Source organism: Coralloluteibacterium stylophorae (genome assembly GCF_018122625.2).
In the GTDB taxonomy this organism is placed as follows: domain Bacteria; phylum Pseudomonadota; class Gammaproteobacteria; order Xanthomonadales; family Xanthomonadaceae; genus Coralloluteibacterium; species Coralloluteibacterium stylophorae.
Genome location: NZ_JAGQFT020000013.1, coordinates 22,524 through 42,276, shown reverse-complemented (window position 1 = coordinate 42,276; position 19,753 = coordinate 22,524). Strand labels below are relative to the sequence as shown.

General features: G+C 71.5%; 15 protein-coding genes and 1 pseudogene. 4 read left to right on the top strand and 12 right to left on the bottom strand.

Annotated elements, in window-relative coordinates; all coding sequences use genetic code 11:
- A complete protein-coding gene (locus tag KB893_RS18750) occupies nucleotides 1-729 on the top strand; it encodes a helix-turn-helix domain-containing protein (protein ID WP_211926178.1) in 729 nt (242 codons plus the stop codon).
- Nucleotides 730-796: 67 nt separating this feature from the next.
- Entirely contained in the window at nucleotides 797-1,201 is a 405-nt protein-coding gene (locus KB893_RS16170; RefSeq protein ID WP_211926177.1) for a VOC family protein, read from the top strand.
- Nucleotides 1,202-1,212: 11 nt separating this feature from the next.
- On the opposite strand, the gene KB893_RS16165 is transcribed toward KB893_RS16170, so the two are convergent.
- The 4 genes from KB893_RS16165 to KB893_RS16150 all read right to left on the bottom strand — a co-directional run bounded on the left by KB893_RS16165 (nucleotide 1,213) and on the right by KB893_RS16150 (nucleotide 3,980).
- Nucleotides 1,213-1,551, bottom strand: coding sequence for a DUF3325 domain-containing protein (locus KB893_RS16165; protein WP_211926176.1), 339 nt, complete (start codon nucleotides 1,549-1,551; stop codon nucleotides 1,213-1,215).
- Nucleotides 1,548-3,092, bottom strand: a complete 1,545-nt coding sequence (locus tag KB893_RS16160) for a PepSY-associated TM helix domain-containing protein (RefSeq protein WP_211926175.1) — start codon at nucleotides 3,090-3,092, stop codon at nucleotides 1,548-1,550. Before KB893_RS16160 ends, KB893_RS16165 begins: the two co-directional genes overlap by 4 nt.
- A gap of 10 nt (nucleotides 3,093-3,102) precedes the next feature.
- Nucleotides 3,103-3,426: a DUF3649 domain-containing protein gene (locus tag KB893_RS16155; protein ID WP_211926174.1), complete on the bottom strand. Its 324-nt coding sequence runs from the start codon at nucleotides 3,424-3,426 to the stop codon at nucleotides 3,103-3,105.
- Nucleotides 3,427-3,635: 209 nt separating this feature from the next.
- Nucleotides 3,636-3,980: a hypothetical protein gene (locus tag KB893_RS16150; protein WP_211926173.1), complete on the bottom strand. Its 345-nt coding sequence runs from the start codon at nucleotides 3,978-3,980 to the stop codon at nucleotides 3,636-3,638.
- Nucleotides 3,981-4,115: 135 nt separating this feature from the next.
- On the opposite strand from KB893_RS16150, the gene KB893_RS16145 reads away from it, so the two are divergent.
- Entirely contained in the window at nucleotides 4,116-6,830 is a 2,715-nt protein-coding gene (locus KB893_RS16145) for a bifunctional acetate--CoA ligase family protein/GNAT family N-acetyltransferase (RefSeq protein ID WP_213173891.1), read from the top strand.
- Nucleotides 6,831-6,843: 13 nt separating this feature from the next.
- Here KB893_RS16145 and KB893_RS16140 read toward each other — a convergent pair whose 3' ends face one another.
- The 4 genes and pseudogenes from KB893_RS16140 to KB893_RS16130 form a co-directional block, all read right to left on the bottom strand.
- Complete coding sequence (locus KB893_RS16140; protein ID WP_246505728.1) at nucleotides 6,844-7,887, bottom strand: glycoside hydrolase family 43 protein; 1,044 nt, start codon at nucleotides 7,885-7,887, stop codon at nucleotides 6,844-6,846.
- A gap of 117 nt (nucleotides 7,888-8,004) precedes the next feature.
- The gene (locus KB893_RS18840) at nucleotides 8,005-9,303 is read right to left on the bottom strand and encodes a glycoside hydrolase family 18 protein (RefSeq protein WP_377731234.1); all 1,299 of its coding nucleotides are present in this window, start codon (nucleotides 9,301-9,303) and stop codon (nucleotides 8,005-8,007) included.
- A gap of 12 nt (nucleotides 9,304-9,315) precedes the next feature.
- A pseudogene (locus KB893_RS18835) lies at nucleotides 9,316-10,053 on the bottom strand (Ig-like domain-containing protein); the annotation flags it as partial.
- Nucleotides 10,054-10,387: 334 nt separating this feature from the next.
- Entirely contained in the window at nucleotides 10,388-10,768 is a 381-nt protein-coding gene (locus tag KB893_RS16130) for a hypothetical protein (protein ID WP_211926933.1), read from the bottom strand.
- Nucleotides 10,769-11,201: 433 nt separating this feature from the next.
- Here KB893_RS16130 and KB893_RS16125 point away from each other — a divergent pair, with 433 nt between their 5' ends.
- On the top strand, nucleotides 11,202-12,557 hold the full coding sequence (locus KB893_RS16125) for a glycoside hydrolase family 16 protein (RefSeq protein ID WP_211926932.1): 1,356 nt from the start codon (nucleotides 11,202-11,204) through the stop codon (nucleotides 12,555-12,557).
- A 259-nt stretch (nucleotides 12,558-12,816) separates the two neighbouring features.
- Here KB893_RS16125 and KB893_RS16120 read toward each other — a convergent pair whose 3' ends face one another.
- The 4 genes from KB893_RS16120 to KB893_RS16105 all read right to left on the bottom strand — a co-directional run bounded on the left by KB893_RS16120 (nucleotide 12,817) and on the right by KB893_RS16105 (nucleotide 19,489).
- Entirely contained in the window at nucleotides 12,817-14,409 is a 1,593-nt protein-coding gene (locus KB893_RS16120; protein ID WP_211926931.1) for a tryptophan halogenase family protein, read from the bottom strand.
- Nucleotides 14,410-14,454: 45 nt separating this feature from the next.
- Nucleotides 14,455-15,477 (bottom strand): cupin-like domain-containing protein, encoded by a 1,023-nt coding sequence (locus KB893_RS16115; RefSeq protein ID WP_338026992.1) that lies wholly within the window; start codon nucleotides 15,475-15,477, stop codon nucleotides 14,455-14,457.
- A gap of 8 nt (nucleotides 15,478-15,485) precedes the next feature.
- A complete protein-coding gene (locus KB893_RS16110) occupies nucleotides 15,486-16,247 on the bottom strand; it encodes a SapC family protein (RefSeq protein WP_213173889.1) in 762 nt (253 codons plus the stop codon).
- Between the two features lie 104 nt (nucleotides 16,248-16,351).
- Nucleotides 16,352-19,489 (bottom strand): TonB-dependent receptor, encoded by a 3,138-nt coding sequence (locus KB893_RS16105; RefSeq protein WP_213173888.1) that lies wholly within the window; start codon nucleotides 19,487-19,489, stop codon nucleotides 16,352-16,354.
- Nucleotides 19,490-19,753 lie beyond the last annotated feature (264 nt).

The window sequence follows — 19,753 nt, the reverse complement described above, 5'->3', positions numbered from 1 at the left end:
GTGAGCTATCGCGAGGCGCCCGCACCGCCCGCGCTCGCACACCTCGTGCGCTGCTGCTGGACCTCGCGCGCGGACGCCGCCGCACCCGCGCCGGTGCGGGTGCTGCCGGACGGCTGCGCGGACCTGCTGCTCGAATTCGAGCCCACGCTCCGCGCGCGCTGGATCGGCACCATGACCCGCGCCCGCCTCGTCCCGGTGGCGCCCGGCAGCGTGCGCTTCGGCATCCGCTTCGCGCCGGGCGGGCTGGCGCCCCTGCTCGGCGCGCCGCTGGGACTGCTCACCGACGGCGACGCGGCCCTCGATGCGCTGCGGCCACGTGCCTGGCAGGTCCCGCTGCAGGCGCTGGCCGATACGACGGGATTCGAGGCACGCAGCCGGGTCGTGTGGCGCAGCATCGCCGGGGCGCTGCCGGCGCTCGCGCCCGACCACGCCATGCTCGCGCTCCTGGCCGGGCTCGAGGCCATGCCGCGCCTGCCGCGGGTCGAGGCACTGGCCGCCGCGGCCGGTGTCGGACGGCGCACGCTCGAGCGACGCTTCGAGGCGACGCTGGGCGTGTCGCCGGTGCAGCACCTGCGCTGGCTGCGCTTCGAGCGCGCGCGCCGGCTGCTCGACGGCGGCGGCCGCGCCCATGCCCATGTCGCGCTCGACGCCGGCTATGCCGACCAGGCGCACTTCATCCGCGAGTTCGCCCGCTTCAGCGGGCTGACCCCGGGCCGCTGGCCGGGCTGACGCATCCGTTCAATCGCGGCCGGCGCCGACGCGCGCAGACTGCGCCCTCCTCCACGCGAGTGTCGCCATGTCCGCCGTCCGCCTGCTGAAGTCCACGCCCGTGCTCTACGTCGAGGCCATCGAGCCCTGCCTGCCGTTCTGGGAAGCCCGGCTCGGCTTCGCGCGCACCGCCGAGGTGCCCGGCGATGCCGGCCTCGCCTTCGTGATCCTCATGCGCGACGGCATCGAGGTGATGCTGCAGACGCACGCCGCGCTGGCCGCCGATCCGCATGCCACCGGCATCGCGATCGGGGCCGGGCGCAGCGCGCTGTTCGTCGAGGTCGCGGACCTCGATGCGGTGGCCGCGGTGCTGGACGAGGGCGAGATCGTGATGCCCCGCCATCGCACCTTCTACGGCGCCGAGGAGATCGGCGTGCGCGAACCCGGCGGGCACTTCGTCACCTTCGCCCAATTCGGCGCGGACGCGGGCTGAGCGCCCCCGGCTCAGGCCGCCAGCAGCGCAGTGCCGGCCGCCAGCAGCGGCGCCGCGACCGCCAGCCAGCGCGCCGCCTTCGGCGCGAGCGCGAGCAGCAGGACCCACGCCAGGCCGGCGAGCATCAGTGCGCAGGCCCAGGCGACGGGGCCGAACTCCCAGCCGCGCGCCGCGATGCCTGTCGTGAACGCCAGCGTCAGCAGCAGCCAGCCGCCGCCGCGCAGGAGACGCCGACGCCTGCGCGGCGGCGCGCTGCCGAAGGCATCGCGATGGTGCCGCTCCATGCCGAGCGCGAGCAGGCACCATCCGGCATAGCAGAGCGCGAGAAGGAGCGGGACGATGCCGCTCACCGCGCGCCTGCCGCGGTGCGCATCGCACCGTCCCCGGCGGCAGCGACCCCGGCGCGGCGCCCGCTGCGCCAGGTGACGAGGGCGAAGACCAGGCCCAGCGCGAGCGCGGTGAGATCGACCGCCGCCAGCGCCCAGTCGCCGCGGGCGAGGGTCGCGCCGAGGTGGCTGTCGCGGCTCGTGAGGAGGTTCAGCACCGGCAGGCCGCACAGCAGGATGGCGGTGGCGCCGAACAGGCCGCGCCAGGCGCGCCGCGGACTGCGCACGCCGGCCACCGCCCACGCCGCCGCCAGCAGCCAGGCGGCGACGAAGGCGCGGATTTCCCACGCACTGCGGCCGGCCAGATCCATCGGCAGCAGCCGGTTCGCCCACAGCATCGCCACGCTCGCCAGCGGCATGCCGCCGACCACGCCGGCGTTGAGCACGCGGACCAGCCCGTAGCCCGACAGCGCGCCGGCCGCCGCGACCTGTCGCGCACGCTTCTCCAGCCAGACCTGCAGGCCGCTGGCGATCATCACGCAACCGGCGAGGCCGAGCACGAAGTAGAGCCAGCGGTACGCGGCCGACCCGAACTGCACCATGTGCAGGCCGCCGAGGAACTGGTAGGCGTGGTAGGCGGCGCCCGGCTCCGGTCCCACCGCCATGAACGCGCCGGTGGCGCCGTCGTAGTAGGCGGTGCGGTGGTTCCAGGCGACGTGGCGCGAATGGTCGAGGCCGATGCTGACCACGCTGGAGGCGTCGCCGGGGTGCTCGACCGCGAGCAGCCAGGGCTCGCCTCCGAGCCGCTCGCGCGCGTCGGCGAGCATCGGCGCCAGCGGCGCGCGCGTCTCCAGCGGGCGATGCACCTCCTCGCGGTGCGGATGCGGCGCGACCTCGTCGTAGAACGCCTCGGCATCCATGTTGTAGACCAGGTGCAGGCCGGCGAGCATGTAGGAGGCGACGAAGATCGCCACCCCGGTGTAGGCGATCATCAGATGGAACGGCAGGCCGAGCACGGCGGTCAGGTTGTGCCCGTCGAGCCAGGCGCGCTGGCCACCGGCCCGCGGCCGGAAGGTGAAGAAGTCCTTGAAGATGCGGCGGTGGATGATCACGCCGCTGACGATCGCCACCAGCATCGCCATGCCGGCGATGCCGACGATGTACATGCCGACGGTGCCCGCGTGCAGGTCGTAGTGCAGCTCGAAGAAGAACTCCCCGCCCGCACTCTCCGGCAGCGGCTCGCCGGTCGCGGGGTCGAAGCTCCGTGTGGAGAAGGTGCGGCCGACGTCCCAGCCGCCGGCCTTGATCGCCGGATAGCGCTCGTGCGGCGCATACACGTACCAGACGTGCGCCGACGGGTCCTCGCGCTCGAGACGGGCGATCACCGCGTCGTAGTCCGGGTCGGCCTCGACCCCGGCCGGGATCCCGGGACGGGTCCAGCGGTCGAGTTCGGTGTCGAAGCAGGCGATGGTGCCGCCGACGAAGATGACGAACAGCAGCCAGCCGATCAGCAGGCCCGACCAGGTGTGCAGCCACGCCATGCTCTGGGTGAGGCTGTTCTTCATCGCAGATCCCTCAGGGCCGGGCCGCCAGACCGGCGAAGCCGTAGGCGAGCGCATTGGTGCCGACGCCGAGCGCCAGCAGCACCCACCAGGCACGCCAGGTCGTGCGCGCACCGAAGGCGTAGAGCGCGGCCGCGCACCACACCGCGAACGAGAGCAGGCTGGCGGTGACCACGCGATCGGCGCGGCCCATCGGCAGGACCAGCACCAGGAACGCGGTCGCGCCCCAGGCGACGAAGTACCCGGCCACGAAGGCCGCCACCACGCGCGCGGCCACGCCCCAGCGGGTGGTGGCCGGCCGGCGGCGGGCGATCCCGGGCGCAGCCGTCGCGCTCATCGCCGCGCTCCCGCGGCGGTGGCGACGACGCGCGGTCGCCCCGGCGGGGCCGGCGACATCCTGCGGAAAGCGACGAAGACGGACACGGCGGGCTCCGGACGGCGGTGGCGCGCGCGACCCGGCCGACTTGCGGCAGGCCCCTCGCGCGATGCGGTCCGGCTATTTAACGAAACCCATTCCTACCTGTAAACGATTCCTGTTCTCCGGAATCAGCGGTACGGCGCCCTGGTGATCGTCATCGTGCCGCTGGCGCGGCTGCAGTTGATCCGGACCACCCCGTCGGCGCTCCACAGCGCGTCGATCTCGGCGCCCGGCGAACGCAGCACCTCGACCACCGGATAATCCGCACGCGCCGCGTCCAGCACCCGCTTCTTGCTGGCGACGCAGGCCTCGAACGCCATCGGCTCCTCGCGCACGGTCTCGGCCTCGCCCGCCGCGGGCGGCGTGCCGGCGTCGACCAGGTCGCGCAGCTCGTCGGCCGGGTACTCGCGCGCCGCGGCCGGGGCGGCGGCCAGGATGCACAGCGCGGCCAGCGCCAGGGGGCGGATCCTCATGGACGTGCTCCTCGGGTTCGCAAACGCGCATCCTGCCCGCCGACGGGTAAGGAAGGCTTGAACGGCGATGCCGCGGCGCGGGCTGACAGCGCGGGCGGCGGCGGCCAAGATGGACGCGCCCCGCCTGGACCGCCCATGCACCGTACCGGCCTCGACGCGCTGTTCCGCCCCCGTGCCATCGCCGTCTGCGGCGGCAGCCCCCGCGAGCGCAGCCTTGGTCGGGTCATCGCCGAGAACCTGCGCGTGGCCGGGTTCGCCGGCACGCTGTCGGTGGTCACGCCGCGGCATGAGGAGATCGACGGCCACGCCACCGTGCGCCGCCTGCGCGACCTCGACCACGTGCCCGACCTCGTCGTGGTCACCGTGCCGCCGCGGCACGTCGAGCAGGTGATCGAGGATGCCGGCCGCGCCGGGGTCACGGTCGCGGTGGTCATCACCGCCGGGCTCGGCCACGGCCCCGGGTCGGTCCGCGAACGCATCGCCACCACCGCGCGCCGCCACGGGCTGCGCCTGGTCGGCCCGAACTGCCTCGGCGTGCTGTCGCCGCGACACCGGGTCAACGCCAGCTTCGCCGCCAGCCCGGCGCAACCGGGCGACCTCGCCCTGCTCGCCCAGTCCGGCGCCATCGTCACCGCCACGGTGGAATGGGCCAATGCGCGGCGGATCGGCTTCTCCGGCATCGTCTCGCTGGGCGACATGGCCGATGTCGACCTCGGCGAGCTGCTCGACCACTTCGCGACCGACCCGGGCACCCGCGCCATCCTGCTGTACATGGAATCGGTGGGCGACGCGCGACGCTTCCTGTCGGCGGCGCGCGCGGCGGCGCGCGCCAAGCCGGTGATCGTGGTCAAGGCCGGCCGCCACGCCGCCGGCGCGCGCGCGGCCGCCTCGCACACCGGCGCCCTGGCCGGCCGCGATGCCGTCTACGACGCGGCCATCCGCCGTGCCGGCCTGCTGCGCGTGAACGACCTCGAGGAACTGTTCGCCGCCGCCAACACGCTCTCGCACCTGCGCCCGATCGACGGCCAGCGCCTGGCCATCCTCACCAACGGCGGCGGCGTCGGCATCCTCGCGATCGATCGCCTCCTGGACCTCGGCGGCGTCGCCGCGGACCTCTCCGACGCCGCCACCGCCGCCTTGGACGCGGCGCTGCCGCCGACCTGGTCGCGCGGCAATCCGGTCGACATCGGCGGCGATGCCGACATCGAGCGCTACCTCGCCGCCATCGACATCCTCTACGACGATCCGGCCAACGACGGGCTGTTCGTCATCCACACGCCGACCGCCCTGGTCTCGCCGGTCGAGCTGGCCGAGCGCGTCGCCGAGCACGTCGATGCGCGCCGGCGCGCACAGCGCGAGCCCAAACCGGTGCTGGCCTGCTGGCTGGGCGAGATGCCGGACACGCGCGCGCCCTTCGACGCCTTCGACCTGCCGAGCTACCGCACCCTCACCGGCGCGGTGCGCGGCTTCGTGCACCTGGTGCGCTACCGCCAGGCGATCGAACAGCTGATGGCGACCCCTCCCTCCCTGCCGGAGGAGTTCGATGCGGACACCGGGCGCGCACGCGCGCTGGTCGCGGACGCCGCGGCGCGCGGCGAGGAGTGGCTCGACCCGGCCGCGGTGCAGGCGCTGCTGGGCTGCTACGGCATCCCGATGCCGCCGGTGCACCTCGCCGCCACGCCGGAGGCCGCCGCGGCGCATGCCGAGGCGCTGTTCACCCGGCACGCGGCGCTGGCGGTGAAGATCCATTCGCCCGACATCCAGCACAAGTCCGACGTCGACGGCGTCGTGCTCGGGCTCGACAGCGTCGACGCCGTGCACGCCGCCGCCGCCGCGATCCTCGCCCGCGCGGCCGCGCGGCGTCCGGACGCGCGCCTGCCCGGCGTGCTGGTGCAGCCGATGCACAGCCGCCCGCAGGCGCGCGAGCTGATCGCCGGGCTCGCCGACGACGAGGTGTTCGGGCCGGTGGTGCTGTTCGGCGCCGGCGGCATTGCGGTGGAGGTCGTCGACGACACCGCGCTGGCGCTGCCGCCCCTGCACATGGGCCTGGCCCACGACCTGATCGGCCGCACCCGGGTGGCGAAGCTGCTCGGCGCGTTCCGTGGCCGGCCCGCGGCGGACCTCGACGCGGTGGCGCTGGTGCTGGTCAAGCTGGCCCAGCTCAGCGCCGAGATCCCGGAGGTGCGCGAGCTCGACATCAACCCGCTGCTGGCCGATGCCGACGGCGTGCTCGCGCTCGATGCACGGGTGCGCATCGATCCCGGCACGCCGCCCTCGCCCGACGCCACCAATCCACGCTTCGCGATCAAGCCCTACCCCAAGGCGCTGGAGGGCGACCTCGCCCTGCGCGGCGGCATGCGCGTGCACACCCGTGCGGTTCGCCCCGACGACGAGGAGCGGCTGCGGCGCTTCTTCGAGCGCATCGACCCGCACGACATCCGCCAGCGCTACTTCGCGCCGGTCAAGCACTTCAGTCGCACCTTCATCGCCCGCCTGACCCAGATCGACTACGCGCGGGTGATCGTGATCATCGCGGTCGACGACGCCGACGAGGTGCTGGGCATCGCGCAGATCCACGCCGATCCGGAATCGGCGGCCGGCGACGCGCGCGAGGGCGAGTACGCGATCCTGCTGCGCTCGGACCTGAAGGGCATGGGGCTGGGTTGGGCACTGATGCAGCGCCTGATCGCGCAGGCCCGCCGCGCCGGGCTGGCGCGGATCACCGGCCAGGTGCTGCGCGAGAACGACAACATGCTCGCGATGTGCCGTCACCTCGGCTTCGACATCCGCAACGACCCGGACGACATCGGCGTCGCCCTGGTCAGCCTGCCGATCGAACGCCCCGACTGACGCTGCGGCGGGATCAGCGCACGGCGCCGGCCGCCTCGTCGCTGCGCAGCGGGTGCCGGGCCACGCCGCGATGGGTGAGGGTGACCGGCAGGATGCGGCCGTCGGCGTCGAACCGCATGCGGTCGATGCTGACTACGCGGTGGTTGGCCGCGGTCTCGCCCAGCGGGCGGCGGTGGTAGACGATGTACCAAGCGTCGTCCCCGGGCACGTGGATCACCGAGTGGTGGCCGGCGCCGGTTGCCACCTCCGGATCCTGCTCGAGCACCTTGCCGACGCGCTCGAACGGCCCGGTCGGCGCGTCGGCGATCGCATAGGCGACCGAATAGTCGGGCCTGCCCCAGCCGCCTTCGGACCACATCAGGTAGTACCTGCCGTCGCGGCGGAACATGAAAGGCCCTTCGACGTAGCCCTCCGGCGTGATCTCCTTGAAGATCGTGCCGTCGGCGAACGGCTCCAGCCCGGTGAAGTCGTCCTTGAGCCGCACCACGTTGGCGTGCGACCAGCCGCCGTAGTACATGTAGTACTGGCCGTCGACGTCGCGGAACACGAACTGGTCGATCGGCTGCGCGCCGTTGTGGATCTTGCCGATCAGCGGCTCGCCCAGCAGGTCGCGGAACGGCCCCGCCGGGTCGTCGGCCACGGCCACGCCGATGCCGCCGATCTCCGCATTGCTCTGGATGTCGTTGGCAGCGAAGAACAGGTAGTAGCGGCCGTCCCTGGGCACGATCGCCGGCGCCCACATCGCCCGCCGCGCCCAGCTCACCGCCTCCCTGTCGAGGATGCGCGGGTGCCTGGTCCAGGCGACGAGATCGGGCGAGGAGAAGGCATCGAAGAAGGTCTGCTCGTCGTACGGCGCCGACCAGGTCGGATAGATCCAGTACCTGTCGCCGATGACGATGCCCTCGGGGTCCGCATAGCAGCCGGGGAAGACCGGATTGCCCGCATGGAGCGCGCCGCCTGCCTCCGCCGGCGGCGGCTCCTGCTGCGCGGATGCCCCCGCACAGGCCATGGCCAGGACGAGGGCGAGCGTGCGGCGGATCGGGATCAGGGCGGGCATGCGGGCTCCAGGGAAACGTGCGCGGCGCGGCGATCCGAGGATAGCCGCCGCGGCCCGCGCACGTTCCGCAGGCGCCGGGGTCGGGCGCGCCGGTGTCGCCGGCGCGCCCGCCGGCGCTCAGTCGAGGCCCTGGCCGATCGTCTTCACAAGCGTCGCGTCGGCGTCGTCGCCGCTGAACTCCCAGAAGAAGGCGCCGCCGAGCCCCATCGCCTCGACGTAGGCCATCTTGTCGAGGATCAGCGCCGGATCGTCGTAGCTCCAGAACGTGGTGCCGTTGTAGATCCAGTGCGCGCCGGCGTCCGCGTCGGTGAAGCCGGACCAGCCGAGCTGGGCCAGCACCTTGTAGTCCTCGATGCCGGACTCGTAGGTGCCCGGGGCGGCGCTGCCGCTCTGGTAAAGGCCGTTGTTGGCGCCGCCGACGTTGGTCCAGCCGCGGCCGTAGAAGCCGATGCCGAGGTTGAGCTTGGAGGCCGGAACGCCGCGGTCGAGGAAGGCGCGGATCGCGGCGTCGCTGTTGTAGGTCGCCTGCACCCCGGTGGACGGATCGCCCTCGGCCGCGAACAGCGCGGAATGGTGGTTGGTGACCGGATCCCACGCGCCGTGGAAGTCGTAGGTCATCACGTTGATGTAGTCGAGATACGGCGCGTACTGCGCGGGATCGGTGACCTCGATCTTGTCGATACCCGCTCCGACCGCGACGGTGAGCAGCAGGCCCGGCCGCACCGCGTCGAGCTGGCGGCGGAACTCGGCCAGCAGCGCGGTGAAGTTCTCGCGGTCCTCGGGCGTCCCGCAGCTCAGCCCGCAGGCCGCGGGATACTCCCAGTCGATGTCGATGCCGTCGAACACGCCGGCCGCCGCACCCGGCCCGCCCGCGCCGTCGGTCACCGGCAGGTCGCCGTGGATGTAGGCGTCGATGCACGAGGCCACGAAGGCTTCGCGGTTCGCCGGCTTCGCCGCCTCGGAGAAGCCGCGCGACCACGTCCACCCGCCCAGCGAGATGAGCACCTTCAGGCCGGGATGCCTGGCCTTGAGCTCCTTGAGCTGGTTCCAGTTGCCACGCAGCGGCTGGTCCCAGGTGTCGGCGACGCCGTCCACGCTTTCAGCCGCCTGGAACGCCTTGCCGTAGTCGGCGAAGGCGTCGCCGCCGGCACCGGTGTTCGGATCCGAAGGCTGGGTGACGCCGACCTCGCAACGGTTGTTGCGCACGTTGCCGAAGGCGTAGTTGATGTGGGTGAGGTATGCGGCGGCGCCGCTGGTGTCGATGTCCTTGACCTGGTAGTCGCGGCCGTAGATGCCCCACTGGGTGAAGTAGCCGATGACGCGCTTGCCGTCGCCGCCGCTGTCGGGCGACGCGGTGCGCGCCTGCAGCGTCGGGCTCGCCGCCGACGCGTTGCCGGCGCTGTCGCGCGCGCGCACGGCGTAGGCGTAGCTGGTCTCGGCGGCGAGGCCGGTGTCGGTGTACTGCGTGGCCGTCGGCTGGGCGACGACCTGGCCGTCGCGCAGCAGGTCGTAGCCGGCCACGCCGCCCGCGTCGCTCGCGGCCTGCCACGCCAGCGAGATGCTGCCGGCCGTGCTCGCCACCACCGCGAGCCCCTGCGGCACGCTCGGCGGCGTGGTGTCGCCGCCGCCGTCGGCGGCGACCTCGATCGTGCGCGTCGCCGCGTCCGCGGTGGCGCCGTCGTCGTCGGTGGCGCGGGCGCCGATCGCGTGGGTGCCGGCGACGGCGGTCCAGTGCATCGAGAACGGCACGCTGTCGTCGATGCCGACGGAGCTGCCGTCGACGAAGAATTCGACCCGGACGACGCTGCCGTCGACGTCGCTGGCGTTCGCCGCGAGGGCGACGCTGGCGCCGGCCTCGAACTGCGCGCCCGGCGCCGGCGCGGTCAGCGCGATGCCCGGCGCGACATTGCCGGTCCCGGTGCCGCAGGCACCCAGGTCCTCGTACCAGCCGCAGCTCGGGCAGTGGTCCGGCGGCGAGTTCCAGATCGGGATCGCCGCCTGGTAGAGGCGGTTGCGGTAGGTGAGCCGGTCGCCCGGCTGGTAGATGGTCGACGCGGTCCACTGCGGCACGGCGTCGCAGGACGCCTCCTGGGCCGCGGCGTGGCCGCTGCAGAGCGCCGCCAACAGGCAGCAGGACAACCAGCTCCTCGCGTGTTTCACGTGCATGGTGAAGTCTCCGTTTCGGTGCGACGTGGGGGGAGATCGGCTGGCCGGCCTTGCGCCGAGCGACTCCCGTCGATGGACATCCAGTGCAGGCATGCGTGCCCGCTCCGCCGTTCGGACGGACCTGCGATGCGCCCCCTGTGGGCTTGCGGAGTGCGAGCCGTCGTCGCTGGCTGCGTCGGTGCGGCGCATCGACCCTGGGCAGGCGATGACATCGTTGTCAACGCTGCACGTCCGAATCGTGACCGTCGTCACTCCCGGACACGCTTCTCCACGGCTTCCCGCTGCGATGCATCACCCCTGCGCGCGGGATCGGTCGCATTGGCGGGATGCACCTTCAGCGCCCGGATGACTGTCGCGACATCCATCCGTGCGTGGCGCAGGCCACGAACATCCCGCAGGCGAGACCGGTCATCGCGACCTGCGGCGACCACGCCAGCAGCGGTGCCGCCGGCCAGATACCGAGCGCCACCACCCTCGGCCAGCTCGCCCACCGGCGGTGGAGGAGCCACGCGTAGATGGGGGCGGCGACGGCCAAAGCGGGGATCGCGCCGAATGCGAGCGTGGCCGACGCACCTGCCCGCCACGCCCCGCCGGGGCCGAACAGCCCGTTGGGCCGGACGTGCGCGTCGGCCGCAAGCCACAGTCCCACGAGACAGGCCGCCAGCAGCAGCGCCGCCACCGCGACCCCTTCCACGCGCACGAGCAGCCGCCACATCGCTCAGGGCCCCATCTCGCACTCGAGCCGATGCAGGCTCGGCGCCCGAGCTGCGATGCCGCGCATGCCGCGTTCCGGACCGAGCGTACAGCCGGCGGCGGGCAGGAGCAGCACGAGTACCGGCAAGAGGCGGAACGGCATCCGGATGGGCTCGGCGGTCGGTCGGGGCCTGCAATGGTGCCGCAACGCGTACCGATACGCCGACGCGGCGGTTGGTTCGGATGGTCCACCGCGCAACATCGTGCTGTCGCGCAGCATGAATTACCGAACCTTCGCCCGCGTTTCATCCCGAACGAACACTTTTTCGTGATGGAGTCGGCAGAAGCAGCGATTGCAGGCTGAAACCCGACAGCGCTGTCATCGCGGGTTTAGGGTCCTCCCGCCCGCGCCCCCTCGTGCGGGCAACCCATCCGCTTACGCACAGGAGAACCGTATGGAACGCGCACGCCTGTCCGCACTCTTCGCCACCGCCTGCCTCGGCAGCGCGGCCCTCGCCCTGCCCGCCCACGCCCAGGCACCCGTGTGGGAAGAGAACTTCGACGGCCCGTCGATAGACGGCGACAACTGGACCTACGACGTCGGCAACGGCTGCCAGATCGGCCTCTGCGGCTGGGGCAACAGCGAGCTGCAGTACTACACCAGCCGGCCCGAGAACGCCCGCATTGAGAATGGCCACCTGGTGATCGAAGCACGCCGGGAGGACTTCGGCGGCATGCCCTATACCTCGGCGCGGATGAAGACCGAAGGTCGCATGCACTTCAAGTACGGGACGCTTGAGGCGCGCATCAAGATCCCCGAGGTCGGCAACGGCCTGTGGCCCGCCTACTGGATGCTCGGCGTCGCCGGCGTCTGGCCTGCACGGGGCGAGATCGACCTGATGGAGGCCGGCTCGGCACAGGCCATCGCCGAGGGTGTCGTCAATCGCCGGGTCGGCGCTGCCGTGCACTGGGACTACCAGGGCTCCCAGGCCGACTACGGCGCCGACTACACCAGCGCGGTCGACCTCGACGACGACTACCACGTCTACCGGATGGACTGGACGCCGCAGTACATCCGCGTCTCCATCGACGGACAGCAGTACTTCGATTTCGACATCTCCAACCCGGATGCCTCGTCGACCCACGAGTTCCACGCCCAGCAGTACCTGCTGCTGAACCTCGCGGTGGGCGGCGCCTACACCGGCATCTTCTCGCCCGACGGCATCACCGCGCCGGTGCCGGGGCGCATGGAAGTCGACTACATCCGTCTCTACCAGGACGTGGCCGGCAGCGAACTCTACGTCGGCGCGGACTCGGCGACGCCGCCCGGGCGCTTCGGCGTCTATTCCGAGCAGGCAGGGCTCGCCGGGCACCTGGATTACAACGGCGAGGCCAACCTCTACCTCTGGAACAACCTCACGCCGATCTCGGCGCAGCCCTTCGAGGGCGGCCAGGTGATGGCCTTCCGCGCCGGCGCCGGTGCCTGGTACGGCCTCGGCGTCGCCAACGACGTGCGCAACATGGGCAACTACGCCGGCGGCTGGCTCAAGTTCCGGATGCGCACCACCACCGCGACCACCTTCAAGATCGGCATCAACACCTCGTTCGGCGACAGCTGGGTCGACTTCGTCAACGGCGGCAACAACTACGGCCTGGTCCGCGACGGCCAGTGGCACGAGGTCAGCATCCCCTTCAGCGCGTTCTACGACCTCGATCTCAATGCGGTGAAGCAGATGTTCATGGTCGTCGCCGACCCGCCGGGCGAGTCGGTTGAGTTCTTCATCGACGACGTCTACTACCAGAGCCCGTAATCCCGGATCCCGATCCGGTCCCGGGGCGGACCGCCCGGCTGCAGATGCCGTGCCGCCGGTTCGCCCCTTCCCCGATCTCGCGCAGACCTCGTAGGAGCGGCTTCAGCCGCGACCGGCGGCGACGCGGGCGCCTGCACGATCTCTCCCGCAGATGCCTGCTCGCGGCTGAAGCCGCTCCTACAGGCGACGCGGCACGACTGCAGTCCGGGGCTCGATCGCGAGCGGGGACGCAATCGAACGCAGCCCCGGCAGCACGTCCTCACGCGGGCGAAGGCTGCCGCTTCCGCTGCGCCCACACGGCCGGATCCGCCGGGCAGTAGCGTTCGAGGAAGGCCTGGTGCTCGGGCATCGCCTGCACGGCCTGGTCGATCGGCCGGCGGATGGCGTCGAACAGGCGGCGCAGGTCGGCATCGCCGAGCGCGGCGCCCAGCGGGTGGTGGGTCCTGGGTACGACGCCCTGCCCCAGCATGACGTGGGTCCAGGAATCGAGCCGGAACAGCTCGTCCTCGCCCTGCCAGGCATGGGCACGGTCGCGGAACAGCCGGATGCGCTCGGCGAGCGCCTCGGGCAGGCGCATGTCCCGGCATTCCCGCCACAGCGGCTCGTCGCGCTGGTTGAGGTGGTAGTGCATGACGATGAAGTCGCGCACCTGTTCCATCTCCCTGCGACTGACCTCGTTGTAGCGCTCGACCAGCGACTCCTCGATGCCGTCGGCCGGAAACAGGTGGATGAGACGCGCGATCGCGCTCAGGGTCAGGTGGATGCTGGTCGATTCCAGCGGCTCGATGAAGCCGCTGGCCAGGCCGAGCGCGACCACGTTGCCGTTCCAGGCCCGACGCCGGCGGCCGGTGCGGAACGACACGATCCACGGCTCGCGCACGAGGGGTGCCCCAGTCGCGGCGACGAGCCGTGCCGCGGCTTCGTCGTCGGACATGTGCGCGCTGGAGAACACCCAGCCGCAGCCGACCCGATGCTGCAGGGCGATGTGCCAGCGCCAGCCTGCCTCGTGTGCGATCGCGCGCGTGTACGGCACCGCCGGTTCCACCGCCGCGGTCTGCAGGGCCACGGCGCGATCGCACGGCAGCCACTGGTTCCAGTCCTCGTAGCCGGTCCGCATGGCCTGCTCGATCAGCAGCCCGCGGAAGCCGCTGCAGTCGATGAACAGATCGCCTTCCACGACCTGCCCGTCCTCGAGCACCAGGGCGTCGACGTTGCCGCTGCCCGGATCCCGCCGGACCTCGAGGATCCTGCCCTCGATCCGGGTCAGCCCGCGGCCTTCGGACTTGCGGCGCAGGAAATCCGCGTAGAGCGCGGCGTCGAAGTGGTAGGCGTAGTTGGGCTCGGGACGTGCGGGCGCATTGGGATTGCGCGCCCAGCGCAGCGACCACTGCGGTGCGCCGCGCTCCTCGCGGTCGGACAGCGCGAACCGGCCCGCGCGCGACGCGACCGACTCCAGGCAGAAGTCGCCGAACGCCGACGGCATGCCGCGGCGCAGGCTGTCGAGCCAGAAATGATGGAACTCGCACGACCATGTGCCGGCGCCGGTATAGCCGAACGGATGGAAATAGCGCTCGCCCGGTCGGGTCCAGTTCTCGAACGAGATCGACAGCTTGAAGCTGCCGGCCACCGCGCTCATGAACTCGCGCTCGTCGATGCCCAGCAGGCGATGGAAGGTGCGGATCGTCGGCACGGTGGATTCGCCGACGCCGACGGTGCCGATCTGCTCGGACTCGACGAGGACGATGTCGAGCAGGTCGCGGAACTGGTGGGTGAGCGCGCAGGCCGCGAGCCAGCCGGCCGTGCCTCCCCCGGCGATGACGACCTTCCGGATCTTTCCAGCCTCGCTTGCCATCGCGCGTCGTCCTTCGGTGTGTCGCGCGCGGCCCGCGCGCCGGTGTCAGCGGTTGAGCCGGTCGATCAGCGATGCGCGCAGCTGCCGCGCGCGGGTGTCGTCCAGCGGCCCGAGCAGCCCGCGCGCGGCCTCCGGCAGGTGCGCGCCGGCGCGCTCGCAGGGGCCGAACACGTAGTAGTCGAACACCTCGCGCCAGGCCTGCTTCTCGCGCTCGGGGCGGTCGCGGATCGCCCACAGCGCCAGATGGAGCGCGTGCATGGGCGACGGCATCCACGCCGGCGCGCCCGTCCACCAGTAGTTGACCAGCACGTTGAAGGGCGCCAGCGCCTCGACGTGGTGCCACCACATGCTGGGGATGAAGAGCGCATCGCCCGGTTCGAGCTCGGCGCTGCGGGCCGTCGCCAGCGCCTCGCGGAAGCGCGGGAAGCGCTCGAAGTCGGGCTGCGCGAAATCGACCACGCTCACCGCCTGCCCGCCGGGCGTCGGATCGAGCGGCCCCGGGTAGAGGTTGCCGATCTGGTCCGGCGGAAACAGGGTGAAGCGGCGGCGTCCGACCGCGCAGCAGGCGATGTTGTTCGGCGCATCGTAGTGGCACGAAGCGGTGACGCGATTGCCGATCCAGATGCTCGGCGGCGCCTCGACCCCGTGCGCGGCGAAGTCGAGGTCGTTGTCGGTGCGCAGGCCCGGCATGCAGGCGTCCACGCGCTGCGAGGCCACGTAGAAGGTGGGCGGTGCGGCGTCGTCGAGGTGGCCGGCGATCTCGTCCAGCACCTGGTCCAGGCGGGCGCGGCGCACTTCGCAGTTCAATGCGGTGAACCCGGCGCGATAGAACGGGCGCCCGGCCACCTCCCGGTCGCCGTGGGAGTACTGCACCGGCCGCTCGGTCGCATGCGCCTTCAGGTAGTCCATCGCCGCCTGCACGCCGCCACGGCCGGCCGCCACCAGCGGCCAGTGCGCTGCCACGCCCCGCAGCACCACCGGCTCGCCGGCATCGAGCAGCGCGCCGAGCGGCAGCGCCCCGGGCCGGCATGCCGGGAGCTCGCGGATGGGCGCGGCGACCTGGCCCACAGCGTCGCTCAGCCGGCCACGCCGGACGCGGCGTGCGCCTGCGCCCGCAGGCGGCGCTGCTTCTCGGCGATCAGCCGCCGGAGGTTGTGCAGCGACGCCAGGACCAGATAGGCGCCCTCGAGCCAGCCGGACGCGTGCAGCCGGTGCAGCGCCGGCGCGTCGAGCGCGGCGAGTCGTTCGCGGTCGATGCCGTACAGGCCGGTCAGGTTCACCCCGGCGCTCTCGTCGAAGCGGATGTCCAGGCGCATCGGCTGGATCAGCCCGAGCGCGTCGAATTCGGCATACATCGCCTTCCCCGCCTCGACGCCGTCGGCGATGCCGCGCAGGACGGTGACGATGTGCTGCAGGTAGGGGCTGTGCCCGCCCTGCGGCAGGAACACCGCCTCGCCCTCGCCGCCCGAGGCGATGCGGGCATGCTCGAGGTCGACGTGGACGACCGGCTCGCGCCGGGGCTCGCCATCGACCTGCCGCTCGCGGAACCCGATCAGGAAGGGCCCGCGCGCGACGGCCCCGGGCAGGTAGGTCGCGTTCCAGCGCCCATCCTGCAGGAACAGGTTCTCGTTCGGCTGGAAGCCGAGCAGGGCCACCGGGTGCCAGGCGCCGGACGCCTCGTCCCTGCGGAAGAAGATCGGGTACTCGCGCTGCAGCTCGGCGAATTCCGTGGGGAAGGCCGGCACCACGCCGCTGGCGTCGCCGAGCTCCGCCCCGAAGCCGGTGACCACGCGCAGATCCCGGTGCGCCACGTTGTCGAGCAGTTCGTATCGTGCCATTGCGCGGAAGCCGGCTCCGTCGATCGAATCGGGTGCCGGGCACCCGCCGCTGATGACGCTCCGCCGGGGCGCCGCCGTGGCAGGCGGCGCCCGTGTCGCCTGCGTCAGAACCTGTAACGGACGCCCAGAGTGTAGCGCGGGCTCTGGTCGAGCAGCCGCACGATCTGCTCGTCGCTGCGGCCGTGCCAGCGCACGTCCTCGCCGGTGACGTTGATCGCCTCGAAGCCCGCGGACCAGCGGTCGTTGAAGGCGTAGTTCACGCTGAGGTCGACCTGGTCGTAGGCCTCGACGTAGTACGGGTTGCGGCTGCCGCCCTGGTTGGCGAGGATCAGGTACTCGTCGCGCCAGTTCCAGGCCACGCGCGCCGACCAGCCGTACTTCTCGTACATCAGCATCAGGTTGGCGGTGTCGCTCAGTCCCAGCAGGGAGAACTGGTCCACGGTCGGGTCGCCGGCGTCGTCGTAGCCGACGTCGCCGTTGACGATGGTGTAGTTCGCATACACGCCGAAGCCGGAGTCGCCGAAGAAGTACTGGCCGCCGAGCTCCCAGCCGCGCAGCTTGGCGCTGTTCTGGTTGACCGGCCGGTTGACGTTGAACATGTACAGAGGATCGTCGGCCGCGCCGACCAGGTCGTAGGCGTTCTCCATCGCCTGCACCTGCGCACCGCTGCCGTTGTAGGCCGCCAGGCCCCCGGTCTCGGCCGCGTTCCGGTACAGCGCCAGGGCGGTGAACAGCGCGGTGTTGTTGGCCGAGCAGGCCGCGCCCACGTCGTTGCCCGCCGCGCCGACCTGGGCTGCGCAGGCGGCGCTGGTGAGGAAGTCCAGCGCGGCCTGCGCATCCGGCCCCGACGTCGGATCGGTCAGCCCGTACAGGCTCTCCTGCACCACGGTGTTGCCGATGAAGTTGTCGACCCGCTTGTTCCAGTAGGTGATCGACACATAGCTGGCGTCGGCGAAGTACCACTCCAGGGCGAGGTCGAGGTTGTCGGACTCGATCGGATCGAGCGTCGGCGTGTTGGCGTTGCCGTCCGCGCGGCCGGCCTCGCTGATCAGCACCGAGCCGGTCGGCTGGTTCGGTCCCGGCCCGGCATAGAGGTTGCTGTAGGGCGCACGCGCGATGGTCTCGCTGAAGGAGGCGCGCGCCTTGATGTCCTCGGTGACGTCGAGGCTGAAGTCGAGGTTGGGCAGGATGTAGCTGTAGCTGTGCGTCTCGGAGAACGGCTGCGTCTCGGCGGAGCGCACGATGCGGAAGTCGTTGTTGGCCTCCCACTGCACCGCGGTCGGGGTCGCCACCGCCGAGGTGGAGGTCAGGTCGGTCTTCTCGTAGCGGACGCCGATGCGGGTATGGGTGGGCATTTCGCCGATGCTGCCGTCCAGCTCGACCTGCATGTACGCCGCCCGCGTCTCCTCCTCGATGCGGTTGTCGGCGGACAGGATCGGGCTGACGCTGAAGTTGGCGCCGTAGGCATCCACCGCCCACTGCCCGAGCGCGGTGGTGTCGCCGCGCCAGGCGCCGGTGGGTGCGCCGGGGGCGGCGAAATCGTCGAACAGGCCGACGATGTTGATCGGCGACAGCAGCGGGTACATGCCCGGCTCGTTGCCGGTGTTGGCCGCGCTCCAGTCGCCGAGCGTGCTGTACTGCTCCTGCGCCTGACGGCGGGTCATCGTGGTCTCGGAGGAATCGACGCCGAACTGGAACCGGCCCTGGTCGAAGTCGAGCACGCCGTCGAGGCGCCCCTGCTTGACCTCGGTCTTCTGCTGCAGCGCATTGACGCGCAGCACCTGCGCGCCGATCTGCTCGACCGGGAAGTCCGGGTTGACCACGCCGCTGCTGTCGGCCGCGGCATTGCCCATCGACGGGTACCAGGTGCGCGCCATGACCGGCAGGCCGCTGTTGAACCACATCTCCTGCGACCACGCGCCGCCGCAGTAGGGGCCGTTCGTGCAGTTGTTGGTGCCGGCCATGCTGAAGTAGGTCGAGCCGCCGCCGGTGGCGGGATCGTTCGGCGAGCTCTCCGAGGTGGTGTTGTGCGCGTCGAACACGAGGCGGAAGTCGGTGCTGACCTGCCAGTCGGCGTTGATCCCGATCGAGTCGAGTTCGTACTTCTGCATGTTGCGCTGCTGCTCGTAGCCGAAGTCCTTGGTCTCCACGATCTCGCGCAGGTAGGTCGGCGTGGCCACCTCGCCGCCGTCGAATTCCAGGTGGGTGTAGCTGCCCTGCTGCAGCCACTGCGCCTGCTCGCCGCGGTTCTCCTCGATCTCGTTGCGCGAGAAGGTGTAGTCGAGGGTCAGGATCACCGCGTCGCTGGGCGCGAACTGCAGCACGCCCTGTCCGTTGATGCGCTCGCGCTCGAAGTCGGAAAACGCATAGCGCAGGTCGTTGGGCAGCGCGTAGAGCTGGCCGATCTCGGGCTCGTTCACGATCGTGCCGCCCGGCCGCAGGATGCCGTCCGGGCCGTTCCAGCGGGCCACGTTCCAGTTGTTCTCGGTCGCCTGCACCGAGCCGCCATGACGCTTCTGGTAGCTGGCGCTCAGGCCGGCGCCCCAGACCTTGTCCGGACTGGCGTAACTGAGGATGGCCGAGGCCTCCGGCGTGATGTCGCTGTCGAAGATCTGCGAATCGTCGTACACGGCCTTGGCGCCCGCGCTGGCCACGATCTCGCCGCCGGGGTGATTGAACGGCCGGTCGGTGAGGATGTTGATGGTCGCGCCGATGCCGCCGCTCGGCACGCTGGCCTGGCCGGTCTTGTAGACCTCGATGCCGCTGATCGCCTCCGACGCGAGCTGCGCGAAGTTGAACGCGCGGGTGCCGGCCTCGACGCCGCCGATGGCGACCTGGCCCGCCGCGCCGAAGGCGTCGGCGCCCGGGATCTGGCGGCCGTTGAGGGTGACCAGGTTGAACTGCGGCCCGAAGCCGCGCGCGGTGACCTGCGCGCCCTCGCCGTCGCGGCGCTCGATCGAGATGCCGGTGATGCGCTGCAGCGACTCGGCCAGGTTGGTGTCGGGGAACTTGCCGATGTCCTCGGCGCTGATCGCGTCCACCACGCCCGGCGTCTCGCGCTTGATGTTCATCGCCTCGTTGAGGCTGCTGCGGATGCCCACCACCTCGATGGAATCGAGGGTCGTCGCGGCGTCGGGCGGCGACGAGGCGGGATCCTGCGCGAATGCAGGATTGATGACGATGACGCCGCCGACGATGGTGAACATGGCGGTCGACCTGAAGCGCTTGAGCTTGTCGTTCATTGGCCTTCTCCTCGGCACTGGCGTTCGACGGCAATCCGTACGACGGGCGCTCTCCTGCGCGTGCAGCGATGTCAGCGCTGTCACCCGCGTCCGGCCGATGCCGGACACCCACACCTGCAACAACTCATCCGCACCTTTCCCCGGCCCGGTTCCAGGACCGTCGCCATCGGCGTCAGGAGCCTCGTGGCGGTATGGCGGCAACGCCCCGATTCCGAACGGCGCCCGCCTCCTGCTGGATCTTCTGGAAATGCAGCACCTGCATTG

Bases quoted from the DNA above. Each gene is read 5' to 3' on its own strand.
- KB893_RS16170 (WP_211926177.1), top strand. From the start codon at position 797: ATGTCCGCCGTCCGCCTGCTGAAGTCCACGCCCGTGCTCTACGTCGAG.
- KB893_RS16160 (WP_211926175.1), bottom strand. From the start codon at position 3,092: ATGAAGAACAGCCTCACCCAGAGCATGGCGTGGCTGCACACCTGGTCG.
- KB893_RS16155 (WP_211926174.1), bottom strand. From the start codon at position 3,426: ATGAGCGCGACGGCTGCGCCCGGGATCGCCCGCCGCCGGCCGGCCACC.
- KB893_RS16150 (WP_211926173.1), bottom strand. From the start codon at position 3,980: ATGAGGATCCGCCCCCTGGCGCTGGCCGCGCTGTGCATCCTGGCCGCC.
- KB893_RS16145 (WP_213173891.1), top strand. From the start codon at position 4,116: ATGCACCGTACCGGCCTCGACGCGCTGTTCCGCCCCCGTGCCATCGCC.
- KB893_RS16140 (WP_246505728.1), bottom strand. From the start codon at position 7,887: ATGCCCGCCCTGATCCCGATCCGCCGCACGCTCGCCCTCGTCCTGGCC.
- KB893_RS16130 (WP_211926933.1), bottom strand. From the start codon at position 10,768: ATGTGGCGGCTGCTCGTGCGCGTGGAAGGGGTCGCGGTGGCGGCGCTG.
- KB893_RS16125 (WP_211926932.1), top strand. From the start codon at position 11,202: ATGGAACGCGCACGCCTGTCCGCACTCTTCGCCACCGCCTGCCTCGGC.
- KB893_RS16120 (WP_211926931.1), bottom strand. From the start codon at position 14,409: ATGGCAAGCGAGGCTGGAAAGATCCGGAAGGTCGTCATCGCCGGGGGA.
- KB893_RS16110 (WP_213173889.1), bottom strand. From the start codon at position 16,247: ATGGCACGATACGAACTGCTCGACAACGTGGCGCACCGGGATCTGCGC.
- KB893_RS16105 (WP_213173888.1), bottom strand. From the start codon at position 19,489: ATGAACGACAAGCTCAAGCGCTTCAGGTCGACCGCCATGTTCACCATC.